This window comes from Sorangium sp. So ce367 (genome assembly GCF_051520455.1).
Classification (GTDB): Bacteria; Myxococcota_A; Polyangia; order Polyangiales; family Polyangiaceae; genus Sorangium; species Sorangium cellulosum_B.
Window position 1 is genome coordinate 4,795,061 of the sequence record NZ_CP150334.1, and the last position, 19,621, is coordinate 4,814,681.

General features: G+C 68.2%; 14 protein-coding genes. 2 read left to right on the plus strand and 12 right to left on the minus strand.

Annotated features, from left to right (window positions below):
• Positions 1-54 precede the first annotated feature (54 nt).
• The 11 genes from yjfF to WME97_RS18275 form a co-directional block, all read right to left on the minus strand.
• On the minus strand, positions 55-1,104 hold the full coding sequence (gene yjfF / locus WME97_RS18225; protein ID WP_437553348.1) for a galactofuranose ABC transporter, permease protein YjfF: 1,050 nt from the start codon (positions 1,102-1,104) through the stop codon (positions 55-57).
• Positions 1,101-2,159, minus strand: coding sequence for an ABC transporter permease (locus WME97_RS18230; RefSeq protein WP_437553350.1), 1,059 nt, complete (start codon positions 2,157-2,159; stop codon positions 1,101-1,103). Before WME97_RS18230 ends, yjfF begins: the two co-directional genes overlap by 4 nt.
• A complete protein-coding gene (locus WME97_RS18235; RefSeq protein ID WP_437553352.1) occupies positions 2,156-3,676 on the minus strand; it encodes a sugar ABC transporter ATP-binding protein in 1,521 nt (506 codons plus the stop codon). The genes WME97_RS18230 and WME97_RS18235 overlap by 4 nt, the downstream gene beginning before the upstream one ends.
• Before the next feature lie 48 nt (positions 3,677-3,724).
• Positions 3,725-4,696, minus strand: a complete 972-nt coding sequence (locus WME97_RS18240; RefSeq protein WP_437553354.1) for an ABC transporter substrate-binding protein — start codon at positions 4,694-4,696, stop codon at positions 3,725-3,727.
• 83 nt (positions 4,697-4,779) lie between these two features.
• On the minus strand, positions 4,780-5,478 hold the full coding sequence (locus WME97_RS18245; RefSeq protein WP_437553356.1) for an L-ribulose-5-phosphate 4-epimerase: 699 nt from the start codon (positions 5,476-5,478) through the stop codon (positions 4,780-4,782).
• Between the two features lie 10 nt (positions 5,479-5,488).
• Positions 5,489-6,994 (minus strand): L-arabinose isomerase, encoded by a 1,506-nt coding sequence (araA, locus tag WME97_RS18250; protein WP_437555418.1) that lies wholly within the window; start codon positions 6,992-6,994, stop codon positions 5,489-5,491.
• A gap of 11 nt (positions 6,995-7,005) precedes the next feature.
• Positions 7,006-8,700, minus strand: a complete 1,695-nt coding sequence (locus WME97_RS18255; RefSeq protein ID WP_437553358.1) for a ribulokinase — start codon at positions 8,698-8,700, stop codon at positions 7,006-7,008.
• Positions 8,701-9,020: 320 nt separating this feature from the next.
• Positions 9,021-9,587: a hypothetical protein gene (locus WME97_RS18260; RefSeq protein WP_437553360.1), complete on the minus strand. Its 567-nt coding sequence runs from the start codon at positions 9,585-9,587 to the stop codon at positions 9,021-9,023.
• Complete coding sequence (locus WME97_RS18265) at positions 9,584-11,008, minus strand: M64 family metallopeptidase (protein WP_437555420.1); 1,425 nt, start codon at positions 11,006-11,008, stop codon at positions 9,584-9,586. The genes WME97_RS18260 and WME97_RS18265 overlap by 4 nt, the downstream gene beginning before the upstream one ends.
• Before the next feature lie 310 nt (positions 11,009-11,318).
• Complete coding sequence (locus WME97_RS18270) at positions 11,319-12,755, minus strand: DUF1552 domain-containing protein (RefSeq protein WP_437553361.1); 1,437 nt, start codon at positions 12,753-12,755, stop codon at positions 11,319-11,321.
• Positions 12,752-14,452, minus strand: coding sequence for a DUF1592 domain-containing protein (locus WME97_RS18275; protein ID WP_437553363.1), 1,701 nt, complete (start codon positions 14,450-14,452; stop codon positions 12,752-12,754). The genes WME97_RS18270 and WME97_RS18275 overlap by 4 nt, the downstream gene beginning before the upstream one ends.
• A gap of 848 nt (positions 14,453-15,300) precedes the next feature.
• Here WME97_RS18275 and WME97_RS18280 point away from each other — a divergent pair.
• Positions 15,301-16,353 (plus strand): LacI family DNA-binding transcriptional regulator, encoded by a 1,053-nt coding sequence (locus tag WME97_RS18280; protein ID WP_437553365.1) that lies wholly within the window; start codon positions 15,301-15,303, stop codon positions 16,351-16,353.
• A 341-nt stretch (positions 16,354-16,694) separates the two neighbouring features.
• Positions 16,695-17,912, plus strand: coding sequence for an endo-1,4-beta-xylanase (locus WME97_RS18285; RefSeq protein ID WP_437553367.1), 1,218 nt, complete (start codon positions 16,695-16,697; stop codon positions 17,910-17,912).
• Between the two features lie 236 nt (positions 17,913-18,148).
• Here WME97_RS18285 and WME97_RS18290 read toward each other — a convergent pair whose 3' ends face one another.
• Complete coding sequence (locus WME97_RS18290; protein WP_437553369.1) at positions 18,149-19,372, minus strand: vWA domain-containing protein; 1,224 nt, start codon at positions 19,370-19,372, stop codon at positions 18,149-18,151.
• Positions 19,373-19,621 lie beyond the last annotated feature (249 nt).

Sequence of the window (19,621 nt, forward strand, 5' to 3'; positions counted from 1 at the left end):
AGTGCCTATCGGCGCCACTCGGACCCTGGCGGAATGCACTCCATCCCCGTCGTGTCACGCCGTACGGGCGCGCCGCTCGAAGAGCCGCTGGAGCAGGCAGGCGACCAGGAGGAGCAGGCCGATGACGATCTTGGTCCACCAGGAGCTGAGCGTGCCCTCGAACATGATGAGGGTCTGGATGGTGCCGTAGATGAGCACACCGAACAGGGTGCCGACGACCGTACCATGGCCGCCGGTCAGCAGGGTGCCGCCGATGACGACGGCGGCGATTGCGTCCATCTCCATTCCGCCGGCGTGCAGCGCGTAGCCGGACACCATGTAGAACGTGAAGGCGACGCCCGCCAGCGCCGAGCAGAACCCGCTCAAGGTATAAATGAGCACCTTGGTCCGTGGCACCGGCAGGCCCATGAGCAGGGCGGATTGTTCGCTGCCGCCGATCGCATAGACCGTGCGGCCGAAGCTCGTGTAGTGGGCGATGTAAATGGCCGCGGCGAACAGCGCGAGCGCGATGACCACGTTCCAGGTAATCGAGGTGTCGAACAGGAACGGAATGCGGTGCGACGAGACGTCGACGTAGAAACCGTTGCGGATCGTGATGGAGTCGATGCTGATGAGGTAACAGAGCCCGCGCGCCAGGAACATGCCCGCCAGCGTGACGATGAAGGGCTGCACCTTGAAGTACTGGATGACGACCCCCATCACGAGGCCGATGGCCGAGCCCATGGCCAGCACGAGCGGGATGACCACGGCAGGGCTCACGCCGTGCTTCTCGACGAGCGACGCCGAGACCATCGTGGTCAGCGCGATGACCGAGCCGACCGAGAGGTCGATCCCGCCCGAGAGGATGACGAAGGTCATCCCGATGGCGGTGATCAAGAGGAACGCATTGTCGATGAAGAAGTTGAGGAACACCTGCAGCGAGAAGAACCCGTTGAACAGGTACGACCCGGCCGCGAACATGAGCACGAACAGGCTGCTGGTGACAGCGAGCGGCAGGTGCCTCGGGTCGATCCGGACGGCGCGCCCGGTCGCGGCGGTGGTGCCGCTCCGTCCGGGCGCGGCGATGGTGCCGCTCCGTCCGGTCACGGCGGCGGTGTCGATCATGGTGTGACCAGCCTCCTCGTCCGTTGCTTTGCGATGAGATCCCTGACCTTCTGCGACTGCAGGATGGTGATCAGGAAGACGACGAGCGCCTTCACCACCAGGTTGACCTCCGGGGGCACGCCGGCGGAGTAGATGGTGGTGGTGAGCGTCTGGATGATCAGGGCGCCGATGACGCTCCCCGCCAGCGTGAACTTGCCCCCGGAGAGCGACGTCCCGCCCAGGACCACGGCCAGGATGGCGTCGAGCTCGAAGAGGAGGCCCGCGTTGTTCCCGTCGGCGCTCTTGACGTTCGAGCTCACGATGAGCCCGGCGATGCCGGCGCACAGGCCGCACACGGCGTAACAGGCGAAGGTGATCGTGCGCGCGCGGATCCCGGCCAGCCGCGAGGCGACCGGGTTCACGCCGATCGCCTCGATGAACATCCCGAGCGCGGTCTTGCGGGTCAAGAGCCAGACGACGGCGCTCACGCCCGCCACGATGAACAGCGAGACCGGGATCCCGAGGAGGAAGCCGTTCCCGATGACGTGATACGGGCTGTAGTAGATGGTGATGATCTGGCCGCCCGTGATGAGCTGGGCGATGCCTCGCCCCGTGACGAGCAGGATCAGGGTCGCGATGATCGGCTGCATGCCGAAGATCGACACCAGCGTGCCGTTCCACATGCCGAGCGCCAGCGCCACGCCCAGCGCGCTCCAGAGGACGATCGGCAGCGGGACACGCGTCGCGTCCGCCATGCCGGTCCCGCCGCTCGGCGAGAGCTCGCCGCCGATCAGCACCGCCGCGACCGCGCCCGAGATGGCCACGACCGCGCCGACGGAGATGTCGATGCCGCGGGTGGCGATCACCAGGGTGAGCCCCATGGCGATGATCATGAGCGGCGACGCGCGGTTCAGGATGTCGATGACGCTGCCGTAGAGATGGCCGTCCTTGACCGTGATCGCGAAGAACTGCGGATTGCTGACGAGGTTGAACAGAAGGAGGGAGCCGAGCATCGCTAGCGGCCAGAACGCGTTCCCGCTGGCGAGCCGGCGCAGGGAGGCGGCGGCCGCGCTCACGGCTGACCTCCCGCGATGATCTGGTAGACCGCCTGCTCGTCGGTCTTGTCCGTGGCGAGCTCCGCCACCTTGCGCCGGTCGCGCAGGACGACGACCTGGTCCGAGTAGCGCAGCGCCTCGGCCATCTCCGAGGAGACGAGCACCACCGCCATGCCCCGATCGCAGAGCTCCATGACCTTGCCCATGATCTCGCCCTTGGCCGCCACGTCGATGCCGCGGGTCGGCTCGTCGAGGATGAGCATGCGCGGATCGGTCACCAGCCAGCGCGCCAGGAGCGCCTTCTGCTGATTGCCGCCGCTCAGCTTCGAGATGGGCACCTCCGCGTCGGCGGCCACGATGCCGAGCCGCTCGATGTAGCGGCTGGCGATGTCGTCCTGCTCGTCCCGGGACAGGTTGCGGAAGATGCCGCGCTTGGCCTGGAGGGCGACGACGATGTTCTCGCGCAGCGAGAGGTCGCCGAGGATCCCCTCGACCTTCCGGTCCTCGGGGCAGAAGCCGAGGCCGCGCGCGATCGCGTCGAGCGGCGAGCCGATGCGCGCCGGCTCCCCGTCGATCTCGATGGATCCCTGGTCCGCCCCGTCGAGCCCGAACAAGAGCCGCACCGTCTCCGTCTTTCCGGCGCCCAGGAGCCCGGCGAGGCCGAGCGCTTCGCCGCGCTGCACGTCGAGATCGACATCGCTGACGGAGCCCTTCTTGCCGAGCCCTCGCGCCCGCAACAGGGGCGCTTGCCCGCCCGCCGACGGCGCCCGCGCGCGCTCGGCCCGGGTCGGACCGTCCTCCGCGACCTCGCGCCCGACCATCCGCGTGACGAGCTCCATGCGCGACAGCTCGGCGGCCGGCGTCTCGCTGACCAGCTGACCGTTCCTCAGCACCGTGATCCGGTCGGAGATCTCGAACACCTGGTCGAGGAAGTGCGAGATGAACAGGATCGCCATCCCCTGCGCCTTGAGCCGCTGGATGACGGAGAAGAGCGTCTTCACCTCGTCCTCGGCCAGGCTCGAGGTCGGCTCGTCGAGGACGAGGATCTTCGCCTGGGCGCAGATCGCGCGGGCGATCGCGACGAGCTGCTGCACGGCGATCGAGAAGGTCGAGAGCGGCGCGGTGACGTCGACGTGGATGTTGAGGTCCGAGAGCAGGGCGCTCGCCTTTCGGCGCATCTCCCCCCACCGGATCGCGAAGACGCCGGCGTCCTCGCGCCCGAGGAAGATGTTCTCGGCCACGGAGAGGTTGGGGCAGAGGTTCACCTCCTGGAACACGGCGCTGATGCCGAGCGCCTGCGCCTCCTGCGGGCTCGAGGGCCTGATCTCCCGGCCCTCGAGCAGGATCTGCCCGTCATCCGGGGGGTGGACGCCGGTCAGGACCTTGACCAGCGTCGATTTGCCCGCGCCGTTCTGCCCCATGAGGGTGTGCACCTCCCCGGGCAGCATCCGAAAATCCACGGAAGAGAGCGCCTGTACGCCAGGAAATCCCTTGGAGATCCGCTTCATCTCGAGCACGGGCACGGCTCCGCTCTGCATCGCTCACGTCCTCCCCGGCGGCCTCCGCGGCGCCGCCGTCACGCGCGCTCAGTACTTGCGCTTCGGGAACTCCTGGGCGGCCGTCTCCATCGGGAAGACGCCCTCCTCGGTGACGATGCGCTTCGGCAGCTGCTTGCCCGCCATCAGGTCCTTCACAGCGGTCATCAGCTGCGGCCCGAGGAGGGGGCTGCACTCGACCGTCACGTTGAGCTTGCCGGCCATCATCGCCTCGAAGGCGCCCTTCACCGCGTCGATCGAGATGATGAGGATGTCCTTGCCGGGTTTGAGCCCCGCCTCCTCGATGGCCTGGATCGCGCCGATCGCCATGTCGTCGTTGTGGGCGTAGAGGACGTTGATGTTCTTGCCCTCCGCCTTGAGGAACGCCTCCATGACCTCCTTGCCCTTGGCGCGCGTGAAGTCGCCCGTCTGCGAGCGGATGATCTTGAACTGGGGCTTGTCCTTGATGATCTCCTCGAACCCCTTCTTGCGATCGATCGCGGGGGCCGAGCCGACGGTGCCCTGCAGCTCGACGATGTTGACCGGGTCCTTCTGGTCCTTCGTCTTCTCGACCAGCCACTTCGCGGCGCGGCGGCCCTCCTCGACGAAGTCCGACCCCATGAAGCTGACCCAGAGGGTGTCGTCCTTCGTGTCCACCGCGCGATCGGTCAGGATGACGGGGATCTTGGCCTCCTTGGCCTCGCGCAGGACGGGCTCCCAGCCGGTCTCGACCACGGGCGAGAAGGCGATGACGTCGACCTTCTGCGCGATGAACGACCGGATGGCCTTGATCTGGTTCTCCTGCTTCTGCTGCGCATCGGAGAGCTTGAGATCGATCCCGGCCGCCTTGGCGGACTCCTCGATCGACTTCGTGTTCGCGGTCCGCCACTCGCTCTCCGCGCCGATCTGGGAGAACCCGAGCGTGATCTGCTTATTTTCCTTCTGACAGCCCGGCCCTACCAGGATCAGCGCCAGCCCTGCCAGCGCCACCATCCCCGTGGTGACAAAGTTTCTCCTCTTCATGGCGCAGCTCGTCTCCTCTCGTCCATCGCCTCGTTCCATGAGGCACCTGAATCATCCTCGCCGTCGTCCCCCGACGTCCGGCGTCACTTCTGCCCGTAATACGCTTGCTTCCCGTGCTTCCGGTCGAAGTGCTTGCGCACGAGCGCGTCCGGCAGGCGCTCGGCGCCCGGGTGGATCGTGCGGGTGATGAACGCCATCCTCGCGATCTCCTCGAGCACCGCCGCATTGTACACGGCCTTCTCGGCGTCCTCTCCCCACGCGAACGGGCCGTGTCCCGCCACCAGCACCATGGGTGTGTGAAGCGGGTTACGATCCCTGAAGCACTCGATGATCTGCTTCCCCGTCTCCGTCTCGTAGTCGCCCTCCACGGCGTCCGGCCGCATCACCTCGGTGCAGGGTACGTCCTCGGCCAGGTGATCCGCGTGCGTCGTACCGTAGATCGGGATCGGCGTGCCTGTCTGCGCCCAGCCGGTCGCGTAGGTCGAGTGCGTGTGCACAACGCCGCCGAGCCCGCGGAAGCTCGCATACAGAACGATATGCGTCCTGGTGTCCGAGGAGGGGCGGAGGTGTCCCTCCACCACCTTCCCCTCCAGATCGACCACGACCATGTCGTCGGCCGACAGCCGATCGTAAGGGACGCCGCTCGGCTTGATCGCCAGGACGCCTCGGTCGCGATCGAACGCCGAGACGTTGCCGAACGTGTAGATCGCGAGCCCTCGGCGCGGGATCTCCATGTTCGCCGTGAAGGCGCGCTCGCGCAGCTCTCGATAGGTCGCGCTCACGTCGTGGCCCTCAGTGCGCCAGCCGGTAGGCGAGATCGTTCCAGCGGAGCTCGTTCTTGAGCGAGCGGATGTCGGTCCCTTCGCCGATGCGGACCAGCTCCACGCCGGCGATGGAGGCGAAGTCCTCCACGTGCGCCATGCTCACGGCGCGGCTGTAGGCGCAGTGATGGGCGCCCCCAGCCAGGATCCACGCCTCGCAGGCGAGCCTGAAATTGGGCTTCGGGATCCACACCGCGCGCGCCACGGGCAGCTTCGGCATCGCCTTGTCGGGCGCCACCGACTCGAGCTCGTTGGCGACGATCCGCATGCGGCCGCCCATGTCGATCATGGCAACGTTCACAGCGGGCCCGATCCCGGCGTCGAAGACGAGCCGGCACGGGTCCCCCTTGCCGCCGATCGAGAGCGGGTGGATCTCCAGCGACGGCCTCCCGGCGGAGATCGACGGACAGATCTCCAGCATGTGGGCGCCGAGGACGCGCTCGTGCCCCGGGACCAGGTGATACGTGTAGTCCTCCATGAAGGAGACGCCCCCGCGCAGCCCCGTCGCCATGACCTTCAGGGCGCGGACCAGGCCGCAGGACTTCCAGTCGCCCTCCGCCCCGAAGCCGTAGCCGTCGTTCATCAGGCGCTGCACGGCGAGGCCGGGGAGCTGCTTGAGACCGTGCAGATCCTCGAACGTCGTGGTGAAGCCGCCGAAGCCGCCCTCCTTCAGGAAGGAGCGCATCGCCGCCTCCTGCCTCGCCGCGTACCGCAGATCCCCGTGGCGATCTCCGCCCCTCCTCAGGGCGGGAGCGATGGTGTACGCCTCGTCGTACTCCGCCACCAGGCGATCGACCTCACGCTCGTCGACCTCTGCGATGCGCCCCACGAGATCGCCCACGCCGTAGCCGTTCACCGACCAGCCGAACTTGACCTGCGCCTCGACGCGGTCGCCGCCGGTGACGGCCACCTCTCTCATGTTCATGCCGCCGAAGCGCGCGATCTTGAGCCTCCGCGCGTCGGTGATGGCGCAGGCGGCGCGCGCCCAGACGTCGAGCTTGGCGAGGACGTCGTCGTCCGTCCAGTGGCCGACGATGACCCTCCGGTCGATGCGCAGGCGAGCGCCGATGTACCCGAACTCGCGGTCCCCGTGGGCCGACTGGTTCAGGTTCATGAAGTCCATATCGATGCTGTCCCAGGGCAGCTCGCGGCCGTACTGCGTGTGCAGGTGCGCGATCGGCTTCTCCAGGCGCTTGAGCCCCGCGATCCACATCTTCGCGGGCGAGAACGTGTGCATCCACGTGATCACGCCGGCGCACCGCGGCGACGCGTTGGCCTCGCGACAGACGGCGAGGATCGCCTCGGGGCTCTTGAGCGTCGGCTTCCAGACGACCCTGACCGGGAGCTTGCCCGAGGCGTCGAGGGACGCGGCGATCTCCCGCGCGTGTTCGGCGACCTGCTTCAGCGCCTCCTCACCGTAGAGGTCCTGACTGCCGGTCAAGAACCATACCTCGAAGCCTTCTCGAAGATCCTGCATGGCGATCCCGCTCATTGCGTCAACTCCCTCTCAACAAACGATCCCAGCGCGACGTAATCCCGGTACAGCGCGTCATAGAGCCTGGCGCGCGTGGGATCCGGCAGATACCGGGCCTCGGTTCCAGGCGACATCGCGCGCTGCGCGTCCTCGACGGTGGCGTGAAGGCCGGCGGCGGTCGCGGCGAACATCGCCGCGCCCAGCGCGACCGGCTGCTCGCCGGCGCGGACCTCGACCGTCATGTCGAGCACGTCCGAGAGGACCTGCATGGTGAGGGGGCTCTTGCGGGCGACGCCGCCGACACCGATGATGCCGTCGATGCGGAGCCCCTCGGATCGGAACCGCTCGACGATGGCGCGCGATCCGAAGGCGATCCCCTCCACGAGCGCGCGGTAGATCCGCGGCGCGTCCGTGCCCAGATCGAGGCCGACGATGGCGCCCTTGAGCCGCTGGTCCGCGTCCGGGGTCCTGCGCCCGTTCAGCCAGTCGAGCGCCAGCACGGAGCTCCGCGCCGGCGGGATCTCCGCGGCCGCCCGCTCCAGCTCGGGGATGATCCGCTCGATCGCCGCATCGGCGAGCGTCACGTCGGCGACCGTCGTCCGGAGCGAGTGGCCTTCGCCGGGCAGGGCAGGGAGGATGGCGAGGAGCGGCCAGCTAAGGAGCTGCTTGAACCAGGCAAAGACGTCGCCGAAGGCGGACTGCCCCGCTTCGTAGCCGATCGCACCCGGGAGGATCGAGCCGTCGACCTGGCCGCAGATCCCGGCGACGAGGACCTCCGGCGCGCCGGTCTTCGGGACGACGAGCATATCGCACGTGCTCGTGCCCATGACCTTGAGCAGGCGGTTCGGCTGGATGTTGCCGCCGACCGCGCCCATGTGCGCGTCGAAGGCGCCGACGGCGACGACGACGTCGTCCGGGATGCCGAGCGTCGTGGCCCACCCGGCCGAGATCGTCCCGAAGGGCACGTCGGCGGTCCAGGTCTGCGAGCCGAGGGTGGCCTTGAGCGCGGGCAGGCGCGGATGGAGCCTCGCCAGGAACTCGTTCGAGGGATAACCGTCGAACTCGGGGTGCCACATCGCCTTGTGCCCGGCGGCGCAGCGGCTCCGCCTGATCTGCCGGAGGTCGTCGGTGCCGGTCAGGACGGCGGGGATCCAGTCGCAGTGCTCCAGGACGGTGACCGCCGCGCGCGCGACCGCCGGGTTGGTCTCGAGGACGTGGAGCACCTTGGCCCAGAACCACTCGGACGAGTACACCCCGCCCTCGTACTTCGTGTAGTCCACGCCGCCCCAGGTCCGGGCGACGCTGTTGATCCGCGCCGCCTCGGCCACCGCGGTGTGGTCCTTCCAGAGGATGAACATCGCGTCCGGGTCCTCCTCGAAGCGTGGGCTGAGCGCGAGAGGCCTGCCCTTCGCGTCGGCCAGGACCGGCGTGGACCCGGTCGTATCGACCGCGATCCCGCGCACCTGCGCGGCGACGTCGCCGCCCGCCTGGTCCAGCGCCGCGCGGATGGACGCCTCCATGGCATGCAGGTAGTCGAGCGGATGCTGGCGGAACCGGTGCGCGCGCGCGTCGCAATAGAGGCCCTGCGCCCAGCGCGGGTAGGGCGCGACCGAGGCCCCCGCGAGCTCGCCGTTCCGCGTGTCCGCGACGACCGCCCGAACGGAGTCGGTGCCGAAATCGATCCCGATGACGAATGTTCCCTTGCGCATGACGACCCGTAAACCGAGCTAAGCCAGTAAGGATGTGCCCCGGGTTAAATGTGAACGTTCACAATGTGACTGTCAATCACAATCTGCTGGATCGCGACGCTTCTGCCGTCCCGGAGGATGAACCAGGCTGCAACTCTCTTCTCGTGCGGTGAGGCCGGGAGGGGGCGATGGTCCGCCGGCTCACGCGACGAGCACGACCACGACCACGACCACGACCACGACCACGTGAGCGTTCACGTTGGTGACCGATGGTGGTGGAGGGGGGCTTCGCGCCCTGAGCGTGATCGAACGAGCTTGGCGAACGCCTGTGGGGAAGCGGCTCAGCCGCCTTCGAGGCAGAGCCTGCGCACGAAGCGCCTCACGGTCGAGGCGCGATGCTCGGCGTAGTAGCCCTCCGCGGCCGCTCTCGACGCCTCGCCCGGCGCGTCGAGGCAGTTTGCGATGATCTCGTAGCCGTCCTGGAGATGGTTCGGGTCGCCGGGATGCGTGCGACGATATTCGTGCACGAGCTCCCGCATGCGCGCGCCGTTCCGCGCGCTCATCGCGTCGTTGAGCAGCCCGATCAGGCCGTTCTCATGCTGGATCTCGACGTGGCGCTGCGTGATGGGGTGGGGGTGGGCGGGGCCGTCGTGGCGGTCGTCAGGGCTCGGCCCGATGACGGGCAGGTCGTCGATCGCCGCGGCGAGCACGGTGCTGCCGGCCGACGCCCGTGGTTCGTTCGACCCACGGCGCGACGTTGCCTCGCGCGGCGCCTCCTCTCGCGACGTCTCCTGCCGAGAGGAAGGCAGCCGTCGCGCGTCGGGCTCTCGAGAGCGATGCACGAGGTAGAGCGCCGCGCCGAGGAGCAGCAGCGCGGCGACGGACCAGCGCGTGCGCGCCGACCTCATGGAATCGTCACGGTCCACGTCACCGTCTCTTGCGACCGGGGCCAGTTGTCGCGACCCCAGCAGGGATCGTAGTAGCGGGGATTGGTCGAGGGAGGAGGGTCGAGGCACTCGCCGCTGCGGTAGCGCACAAGCTCTTCGCCGGCGTTGTCGTAGGCCTTGGCGACAATGGTGTGGGTGCCCGAAGCGAGGCCCGCCGCGGCGACGTTGTAGACGGGGCCGCCGTCCGTCGCGATCACCTCGCCGTCGAGCGTCCAATCCACGCTGATGACGTCGGGATCGATCACCTTGACCGCGAGCGTCGCCGGATCCGTGACGGCCCCTGCGGGCGGATCGGCCGAGTCGATCGGCTTGATGCGCATCCAGATGTCCATGATCATCTTCTCGCGCGAGACCGGGTTGAAGCTCGTGTTCTTGTTGTCTCCGAACAGGCTGTTCATCATCGAGTTCGAAGACGGGCGGTACTGTCCGCTATCCACGTAGCGGCTGCCGATGAACGTGCCCTGGACGCCGGTGGCGTCGACGGCGTCGTACTCCAGCCACTTGTCCCATTTGCCCGCCGTCGTCGTGCAGTTGCCCGTGGTGTTCACCTCGACGTACTCCGTGCCGCCGCCGCTGCACGTGTTCGCGCCGCAGGCAGAGCCCGTCGCCTTGGCGCAATACTCGTCGGCGAGCTGATGGAAGCCGTGGCCGCCTTCGTGCAGCGCCGCTCCGGCGGCTTCCTCATGCCCGCCGGACCAGAGCATCCAGGCCGAGCCGGTGTTCCACCAGCGATCGTTGTTCAACACGATGGCGTGCCAGTCGACCTCGAAGTCCTCGGGGAGGTTCGCCTTGAGCGCCTGATCCGCCGCGCGGGTGTCGCACTCCGCGAGGCGGCTCTCGTCGTCGCCCGTGCAGCCGAGCGCTCCAGGGATGCCGTTCGAGCGGCTGACCAGCTTGACGGCGCAGATGTTGACGAACTTGCGATACCTGCCGTACGGCTCGCCGATCGGGCTGCTGAAGCGCTTGGCCATCGCCTCCTCGATGTGCTCGAGGTACGTGGTGTTCACGGTCGTGGCGTCGTAGCCGTCGCCCACGATGACGTAGTTGATGCGGTTCTCTGGTGGGCCCGCGCTCTCGATGGCCACGCCGTTCGCGCCGCAATCGAGCACGTAAGCGGAGTCGCCTCCTCCTGTGCCGCCGGGCACGAAGCTCCCCCCCGCGCCCGTGCCGGTCGAGCCGCTCTGGGCCGCGCCACCTGCGCCGCCGGAGCCCGGAGTTCCGCCGCCTGTTGCTCCGCTGCTCACAGAGCCGCCGGAAGAGGAGGTGCTGCCCTCCGACGGGCCCCCGCCGTCGGTCGTCGCCGCGGGGCTGTCCGACGCCTCTCCGCAGGCGCAGAGCGCCACGACGCTCAAGAGGTGCAGGTGGAAGCTCGACCTCATCATCTTCACCTCACGACCTTTCGCAGGCGACGTCCACGCCGAGCTCCACCGTATCCCATCCCCGAGGCTCCCCAGGCGTCAACCAAGCCCCTTCGGTCACGCCGGGCACGAAACCCACCCCCTTCACCCACCATCGTTCACCAACGTGAACGTTTACGTGGTCGTGGTCGTTTACGTGGTCGTGGTCGTGGTCGTTCACGGCCGACCGTTGACGACCACGACCACGACCACGACCACGTGAACGTTCACGTAAACGTTCGGATGTGGGAGGACTCTGCGCGAGGCTTGGTTGACGGCTACGGCCGGCTCACGGTCACCCGAACAGCCCTTCGATCGCGGTGGTGTGCAGGTCGTTGTCCCCCATCACGAGATCCGGGACCCCGAAGGAGCCCGCGATCGCCATCCACAGGTCGTTGGTGGAGCGGGCGCCGCGGTTGCCGTTGGTCCACACCTGCCCGCCGCGGAGCTTGGTGCCCGCGCCGCCGAACAGCACCCACGCCATCTTGTCCCAGTTGTGATGCCGCGTGCCGACCTCCGTGATGTACGGGACCAGCGTGGTGTCGAGCAGCGTCCCGCCGGCCACGTCCTTCGTCTCCGCGAGCTCCTTCAGGAAGCCGGCGACGTAGCCGGCGTAGAACTCTTCCACCCGCGTGAGGAACTCGAGGGTGTCGGGCGTATCGGGATCGTGGCTCGTCGTGTGGTGCACCTTGAAGATGGCGGAGTTGGGCGGCCACAGCTCGCCGAAGCTCACGTGGTTCGTGCCAGGGGACCACTGGAACGTGACCACGCGCGTCAGGTCGCAGCGGAACGCGGCCTTGATCACGGCGAAGTGCAGGGCGCCGATGCGCGCGTGCTTCACGTCGTCGCGCTCGTTCACGACGTGCGAGCTGCCGTAGGGATCGATGTGCCCGCTCACCTGGATGACCTCGGGCTCCTGGGGCATGCCGCAGGTCGCGGGATCCCTCGGGTCCGCGTCGAACTCCGCCTCCACCTCGCGGATGGCGGCGGCGTGCCCCTCCAGCGCGTCTCGCTGGGAGCTCGGCGCGAGGCTCTGAAGGCGCTTCAGGTCCTTCATTGCGAAGTCCAGCACGCTCTTCTTCTGCAGGCGCGCCCGCGCCAGGGCGTCCAGGTTGTCGTCCGTCGGGCCGCCCGGCATGAGCGTGCCGAACACCCGCCTGTACACCTCTTGCGGCTGGTAGTAGGGCTTCATCGGCGCGCGTGCGCCCGAGTAGGACATGTGGCGGGTCGACACCTCGGGCGTGTCGGCGCGGTTGTCGCAGGAGACCTGGAGGGACGCGATGGGCGTGCCCTGGAGCTCGGCCGCCTGCTTCACGAGCAGCTGGTCGATGCTGGGCGCCTCGGCCATCGGATCGTCGCCGCCGTTGCCCGGGTACAGCTGCTTGGTTCGCGTCCCCGTGCACATCAGCACCGTCCCGCGCTCGTGGCCGCCGCCGACAGACCCCTCGTGCGGCAGCTTCAGGTCGCGCATCACGACCATCCGAGACTTCATGGCCTCGAACGGGGTCAGGATGCGGGAGAGCGTGAAGTTGGTCCCGTTGCCTTGCGGCCAGTAGTTCTCGTACACGGTGCCCACCGGGCGCTGCACGATCAACAGGCGCCTCGGGGGCGCCGCGCCCTCGGCGGCCGACTCGAGGCCCTTGAGCACCGTCATGAGACCCGCGGCGGCGCCGATGCCTTGCAGGAAGCGGCGGCGAGACCATCCGTAAGAAAGGTTGTAGCCCACGGTCATTCCTCCCTGGCGCGCTCGGTCAGCGCGGGCGACGCCACGATGGCTTTCACGACGTTGGTCAGCGTCCGCTGGCCCTCAGGCAGCGCCTCGATCACGCGCTCGACCTGACAGTCACGGGTCTGGAGCGCCTCATCGTCCGTGCCGTAGGTCAGCAGGTGCCGGGTGATGCAGGCGGCGAACCCGTCGTTCTGCGCGACGGCCTCGGCGAACTCGACGGCGCTCGAGTAACTCCCCGCGACCTCGGCGATGTTGCCCAGGTTGACGCGCGCGTCGATCGGCTCCCCGTCGAGGGTGTCGCGGTACCGGCCGACCGGATCGTAGTTCTCGAGCAGCAGGCCGAACGCGTCGAACTGGGCGTGGCACGCGGCGCAGGTGGAGTTCGCGGCGCGCGCGTCGGCGCGCTCGCGCTCGGTCATGTCGGCCTCGAGCAGCTCCTTGATCGCGTCCGAGAGCGCCTCCGGGGGCGACGGGATCTTCCCGAGGCAGAGCATCGCGCCGCGCACGAAGAGCCCTCGCGCCACGACGCTCGTGTTGTCGGTCCGGGCCAGCGCCGCGAGCAGGCCGGGCTGCGTGAGGATCCCGGCGCGCTCGTCGGCCGGCAGCTCGACCTTCGTGAACTCCTCCGGGCTCGCGCCCGTGTGCTCCACGCCGTAGACCTCCGCGAGCACGCGGTTCACGAACGTCTCCCTCGTGGTGAGCAGGGCCGACACGTCGGCTTCGCGGCTCCACAGCAGGTCCTCCAGGAGCAGCTCGGTCTCGTGGAACATGCTCGCCTGGAGCGCGGGGGTGTACTCCGGGAAGAGCCCTCGATCCTTCACCGTGCCGAACAGGTTGCTGAGCCCCCACGCCGCGATCAGCGTGGTGTTCAGGGTGCTGCGCGTCTCGGGCTTCTCGAGCAGCCGCTCGGCCTGGCGCGCCAGCTCCTCCGGATCGTTCAGGGCGCCGGAGTCGGCGGCGGCGGCGAGCTCAGCGTCCGGCAGGCTGTCCGTCAAGAAGAACGAGAGCTCGCTCGCGACCTCGTGCGCGGCGAGCTTCACCACGTCACCGTCCGCGGCGCCGCCGAGCTCGGTGCGGTAGGAGAACGAGGGGGACGCGATGAGCGCCTCGACCGCGAGCGAGACGCCCCGCTCGTAGCTCTGCTCCTTCCCGAGCGCGTAGACCGACCACAGGTTGTCAAGCTCCGTCTCGTCCACAGGCCGGCGGAACGCCCGTTGCGCGAACTTCGTCAGGAACGTCTTGGCGCAGGCGTCGTCTCCGTCGGGGGCGCACCCCGTCACCTGCTCGAAGCGCCCCGAGATGCTCTCGGCCGCGTAGGCAGCCCTCGCGAGCCGCGTATGCACAAGGGAGGTCCCCACGACAAGGCCCTTCTTGGCAAACGGCTTCAGCCGCGCGTCCGGCGCCTGTTCCGCCTCGATGGCCTCGTCCCCCAGGAGATCCCGGATGGCGTTCATGAACTGCAGGTCGGCGAGCAGCACAACCCGCCGTTCGAGCCGCGGGTTGCACACCGCGTCTCCGCCGCCCGAGGAGCTCGTGCCGCCGCCGGTCGGGTTCGCGCCGGCGCTCGAGGAGCCCGAGGAGCCCGAGGAGCCCGAGCCGCCGGCGCCGATGTCGCCCACGCACCCTGCGACGAGGAGCGAAGTGCACGCGGCCGCTCGCAGCAGCCGGGAGGCTAACCCGCTGTGAATGGATGTTTCCACCTCCCATCGATCACGCGCGGTATCAGGACCGCTATCGTGGGAAGATTTCATGGCTCCGGCTGCGCGACCTCGGCCATCGAGCCACCTCGGCGCTTTGCGGGGCACGCGCCTCAAGGCGGCGGCCAATAAAGAAGATAATTTCACACGATCCCTCCTGTGAGTCCGCCCTGCTGTGTGAAAAAGTGCCTTCCTGACGTCCGGGGCTGCGGTAGATGAGCTGGCGCCGCGCCGCGTAACACCTACACGAGCCGCCGCTGCCGCGCGGCCGACCCCAATGGGTCGGTGGCGCGGGAGGCGAGCGCACCGCGCAGCAGGTCAGACCCGCCGCCTCTCCTCGCGCTGACATCAATGACGAATGCCCCGGTGCGAATGACGTACGACGACGACCTGACCGGCGCAATGCCTAAGGATGTTTCCCAGATTGTGAACGTTCACATATCGAATGTCAACTAGAATCGACCGATGCCCAGCGATTTCTGAACCGGTTGAGTACGAGGGCCGGCGGCGCTCCTCCGGAGCGCCGCCCTCGAGGGGAGGAGAGGCCTGGCCGCGGACCTTGTCGACGTGGCCAGGCCGGCCGGCAGCCGTCGGCACGCCGTTCGCATGGGCCAAATCTGACAGCCGGCGTGAAATCTGCGGGATCGATCGCGGCTCCACCGGGAATGGCATCTACGACGACGAACGACCAGCGTCGGTGCCGCGCTCCAGTCCGATGGCGACGATCCCCGGCGCGCACCCGCCCCGTGACGCGAAAGCCGAGTGAAATGAAGAATCCCGAACAGTTTGTGAACGCTCACATTGAAGAACTCCGTTCCAATCGAGCGGCCCGCGACTATCCTCCCGCGCCGATGGCTGAGAAATCTCTTCCGGAGCGCCGCGTCAAAAGGGGCGGCGGGCGGCGGGCCGCGGTCATGGTCGACGTGGCCAAGCTCGCTGGCGTCTCGTATCAGACGGTCTCGCGGGTCCTGCACGACAGCCCGCACGTGCGCCGTGACACGAGGGAGCGGGTGCTGGATGCGATCCGCCAGCTCGACTACCGGCCCAGCTCGGTTGCGCAGGCGCTCGTCACCGGGCGGTCGCGGACGCTCGGTGTGGTCAGCTTCGACACGACGCTCTACGGTCCGGCGTCGACGCTCCTGGGGCTCGAGGAGGCGGCGCACGACGCAGGTTATGGCGTGAGCATCTCCAGCTTGAAATCGTTCAGCCGCGCGCCGGTGCTGGAGGCCGTGCAGCGGCTGCGGGACCAGGGGGCCGACGGCATCGTCGTGATCGCCCCGCAGCGGTCGGCGGTGGACGCGCTGCGCCACGTCACCTCCGATGTGCCGGTGGTCGCGGTCGAGGGCGGTCCGGACGACTCGGTGCCGGTGGTCGCGGTCGACCAGCTCGGGGGCGCCGTGTCCGCGACCCGCCACCTGCTCGATCTGGGTCACAAGACCGTGTGGCACATCGCCGGCCCGACCGACTGGCTCGAGGCCGACCAGCGCATCGACGGCTGGCGCTCGGCGCTGCAGGCGGCCGGCGCCGAGGTCCCGCCGCTCCTGCGGGGGGACTGGAGCGCGCGCTCCGGCTACGAGCTCGCCCCGCAGCTGACGCGCACGCCGGGCGTCACCGCCGTGTTCGTGGCCAACGACCAGATGGCGCTCGGCCTCCTCCGCTTCCTCCACGAGAACGGGCGCGAGACGCCGCGCGACCTCAGCGTCGTCGGCTTCGACGACATCCCGGAGGCGGCCTACTTCACGCCGCCGCTCACCACGGTGCGCCAGGACTTCTCCGAGCTCGGGCGCCGGTGCCTCCACGTCCTGCTCGGGCAGATCGAGAGCGGCCAGCGCTCGTGGTCGCGGGTCGTGGTCGAGACCGAGCTCGTCGTGCGCAAGAGCACGGCCGTCCCCCGGCGCCGGTGAGACCGTGCGCGCTCTACCGTACCGACTCCGTGATGTGTTCACGGACCGGACCTTAAGCGGGTAAGCGAGGGGTACCGAGCTGGGCTGCCGCTTGAATTGCAAAGTTGCTTCGCGATTGCAACATGCGCTGTCGATGCACGTTTCCTGTCAGCTCGAAACTTGAGATGTAGGACGCTTCGCGCGCGTGTCGTGATCACTTCCAGGTGTGGCGGGAATCATCCGTCGCGAGTTGCACGGCGTGCGTATCGCTGAGTGTGGGCGCCGCCGTTCGTGCCGCTGCCCCCCGGCCTTCTCGCTCCCAGCTTCACCAACGACAATCGTCCGACTTCCGGAAGTCCAACATGAACAAGAAGCGTTCTTCTCGATTGCTGTGCAGCACGGCGTGGATCGCGCTCGGAATGGCGACCCTCTTTGGATGCGGCGACGGGGGCGGCGGGGTTGACGACGGCGTGGGCGGCTCGGGCGGGGCGGGGAGCACCGGCACCAGCGCCAGCACGAGCTCCAGCAACGGCACGACCAGCAGCTCCAGCGCCAGCACGACGACCGGCGTCGGCCCTGCCACCAGCAGCAGCTCGGGCGGTCCCGGGACGACCAGCTCCAGCTCCGGCGGCGCGACCACGGGGGTCGGCGGCGGGGACGCGTCGACAAGCGCGTCGACAAGCGCGTCGACCGGAACCGGCGGAACCGAGCCCGAGGGGAAGTTCGTCGGCAACATCACGACGAGCGGCGCCGTGCGCGACGGCTTCGCGAAGTACTGGAACCAGATCACGCCCGAGAACGAGGGCAAGTGGGGCTCCGTCGAGAGCTCCCGCGGGAACAAGAACTGGAGCTCGCTCGACAGGACCTACAAGTACGCGCAGGACAACAAGATCATCTTCAAGCACCACGTCTTCGTGTGGGGCAGCCAGCAACCCTCCTGGCTCGGGAGCCTCTCGCCGGATGAGCAGAAGAAGGCCGTGCGGAGCTGGATGGAGGAGTTCTGCAAGCGCTACCCGGACACGAAGTACATCGACGTCGTCAACGAGCCGCCGCCCCACACCACGCCTTCGTACACGGCCGGCCTCGGCGGCAACGGCGCCAGCGGCTGGGACTGGATCGTCAACTCCTTCAAGTGGGCTCGCGAGTTCTGCCCGAACGCCGTTCTGATCCTCAACGACTACAACAACATCGAGTACGAGAACGAGCACAGGCACTTCAAGGACATCGCGAAGAAGGTGATCGAGGCGGGCGCCCCGGTCGACGCCCTCGGCGCGCAGGCGCACGACGCCTTCAAGATCAACACCAACACGGTCAAGGGGTACATCGACTCGCTCGCCGAGCTGGGCAAGCCCGTGTACATCACCGAGTACGACATCGGCGAAGCGAACGACAACCGGCAGAAGCAGATCATGGAGGAGCAGTTCACCATGTTCTGGAATCACCCCAAGATCCCGGGGATCACCCTGTGGGGTTACATCGTCGGCAAGACGTGGAGGAACGGCACCGGCCTCCAGCAGGAGAACGGCACCATGCGGCCGGCGATGCAGTGGCTGATGGACTTCCTGGACCGTGGTGGCTGACGCGGAGCCGGCGCGCTGAGCTGGACGAGCTCCCTCGACCGGAGGGGCTCGGGCGCGCCCGTATCTCGTACGAATGCGGGCGCGCTCCCTCCAGGTCTGCGTCGGTCTCTCTGGCCTGAGCCGGGTTCACGATCCGATCCTGGATCGTGAACCCGCTCGCTGGCTGCGTATCGGGATGCGAGAAGCTGGCCGGCGCCTCCTCGCGAAGACCCGTGTCGGCCAGCGAGCGTCGTCGATCACTGGGGCACTTGGATCACGTCCTCGCAGGTGAAGTCGACGCCCAGCGAGACCTCGACGTCGGCCTGGACCACGGCGCAGGTATCGTCGCAGAGGACGATCGCCGTCGGGTTCGCAGGGTCGTCGTAGCGCCATGTCCCCGCGGCCGCGCAGGCCTGGTCATACGTGAGGGTCGTCGGCATGTTGCTCGTGGCGCTCGTGTAGGTCACGTTGACCTTTTGCTTGTCGAAGCTCCTCCCGTCGGGCGGCGGCGGGATCGGGATCGTGCACGAGACGGCGGCGCCGCGGATCTTCTCGATGGCCGTCTTGAACGCGGCGATCGTCTCGTCTGGGTTGCCGGTGTTCAGCATGGATGCCTCTCCCGTGCCGCCCGCCTCGGCGATCTGGTGCAGGTTGGTGAGGCTAGGCGGCGCGTCTGCTTCCCCCTGCGGACTGTCGACCCCGATCACGAAGGTCGGGATGTTGGCGGCGCGCGCCGCGTTGACCTGCGTCACGACGGCCTCGAGCGTGTCCGCCGTGCCCCCGCACAGCTGCGGATAGCCATCGGTCACGAGCACGATCGCATATTTCCCGGGGTTCTGCTGGCGCTGCGCTTCGATGAAGGCGAGGGTGCCTTCGACCGCGAATACCGTCGGCGTGGTGGTGCGCCACGTTCTCGAGCTGCTGATCTCCGGCTCGATGGCATCGATCGCCATGCCGAACGCCGGGGAGGGCAGCGGCGTCATCGGGACATGCGGGGTCAAGTAGATGTCGGCCTGGCACGCCTGACGCGCCGCTTGCGCGCCTGGGAAGAACGTGAGCGACGCCTGGAACCCGGCGGACGAGGGATCCACGAAGAACTGCTTCGTCGCGATCGCGACGGGATCCCACTTGAGATCCTTCCTGCGCCACTCCACGTCGCTCGCTGTCATGCTGGCCGATACGTCGAACGCGAACGCGAGGTACACCTGTTGAAATCCGGCCTGGGACGACTGGGTGGCGCACGCTTCCCCCGCGCCCGTCGAGCTCCCGTTGCTGCTTCCGGTCGCGCCGGAGCCCCCGCCCGAGCCCGCGCCGCTTCCGTTGCCGAAGGTGTCGTCATAGCCGGTGCTGGTGCTGGTGCTATTGCCGGAGCTAGAGCCGGAACCGGAGCCGTTGCCGGTGCCGGTGCTGCTCTGCGAGCCGGCGCTGTCCCCGTTGCCGTCGTTGGCCCCGCCGCACCCCGCGCCGATCAAAGCCACCATTGGCAATGCAATGGCTATCCTAGGCAATCTCATGAGCCGACTCCTTCTGGAACGCGTGCCAGCGCGGTCCGCGGGCACGAAGTTAGTTCGCGACGAGAGGTCTCCAGAGGCGGAATTTTCCAGTGCATGCCTCGCCGGAGCCCCGGGATCGATGACGAGTATAATCGATGACGCTGATCTTTGCGCGGGATACGGTCTGGCGGAGCTCCTTGCGGTAAACGTCTTCATCGTGCAGCGACGCTGCACGCG

What these genes read in the sequence shown, in the direction of transcription:
- yjfF (WP_437553348.1), bottom strand. Translation starts at nt 1,104, where the DNA reads ATGATCGACACCGCCGCCGTGACCGGACGGAGCGGCACCATCGCCGCG.
- WME97_RS18235 (WP_437553352.1), bottom strand. Translation starts at nt 3,676, where the DNA reads ATGCAGAGCGGAGCCGTGCCCGTGCTCGAGATGAAGCGGATCTCCAAG.
- WME97_RS18240 (WP_437553354.1), bottom strand. Translation starts at nt 4,696, where the DNA reads ATGAAGAGGAGAAACTTTGTCACCACGGGGATGGTGGCGCTGGCAGGG.
- araA (WP_437555418.1), bottom strand. Translation starts at nt 6,994, where the DNA reads ATGCAGGATCTTCGAGAAGGCTTCGAGGTATGGTTCTTGACCGGCAGT.
- WME97_RS18255 (WP_437553358.1), bottom strand. Translation starts at nt 8,700, where the DNA reads ATGCGCAAGGGAACATTCGTCATCGGGATCGATTTCGGCACCGACTCC.
- WME97_RS18260 (WP_437553360.1), bottom strand. Translation starts at nt 9,587, where the DNA reads ATGAGGTCGGCGCGCACGCGCTGGTCCGTCGCCGCGCTGCTGCTCCTC.
- WME97_RS18265 (WP_437555420.1), bottom strand. Translation starts at nt 11,008, where the DNA reads ATGATGAGGTCGAGCTTCCACCTGCACCTCTTGAGCGTCGTGGCGCTC.
- WME97_RS18270 (WP_437553361.1), bottom strand. Translation starts at nt 12,755, where the DNA reads ATGACCGTGGGCTACAACCTTTCTTACGGATGGTCTCGCCGCCGCTTC.
- WME97_RS18280 (WP_437553365.1), top strand. Translation starts at nt 15,301, where the DNA reads ATGGCTGAGAAATCTCTTCCGGAGCGCCGCGTCAAAAGGGGCGGCGGG.
- WME97_RS18285 (WP_437553367.1), top strand. Translation starts at nt 16,695, where the DNA reads ATGAACAAGAAGCGTTCTTCTCGATTGCTGTGCAGCACGGCGTGGATC.
- WME97_RS18290 (WP_437553369.1), bottom strand. Translation starts at nt 19,372, where the DNA reads ATGGTGGCTTTGATCGGCGCGGGGTGCGGCGGGGCCAACGACGGCAAC.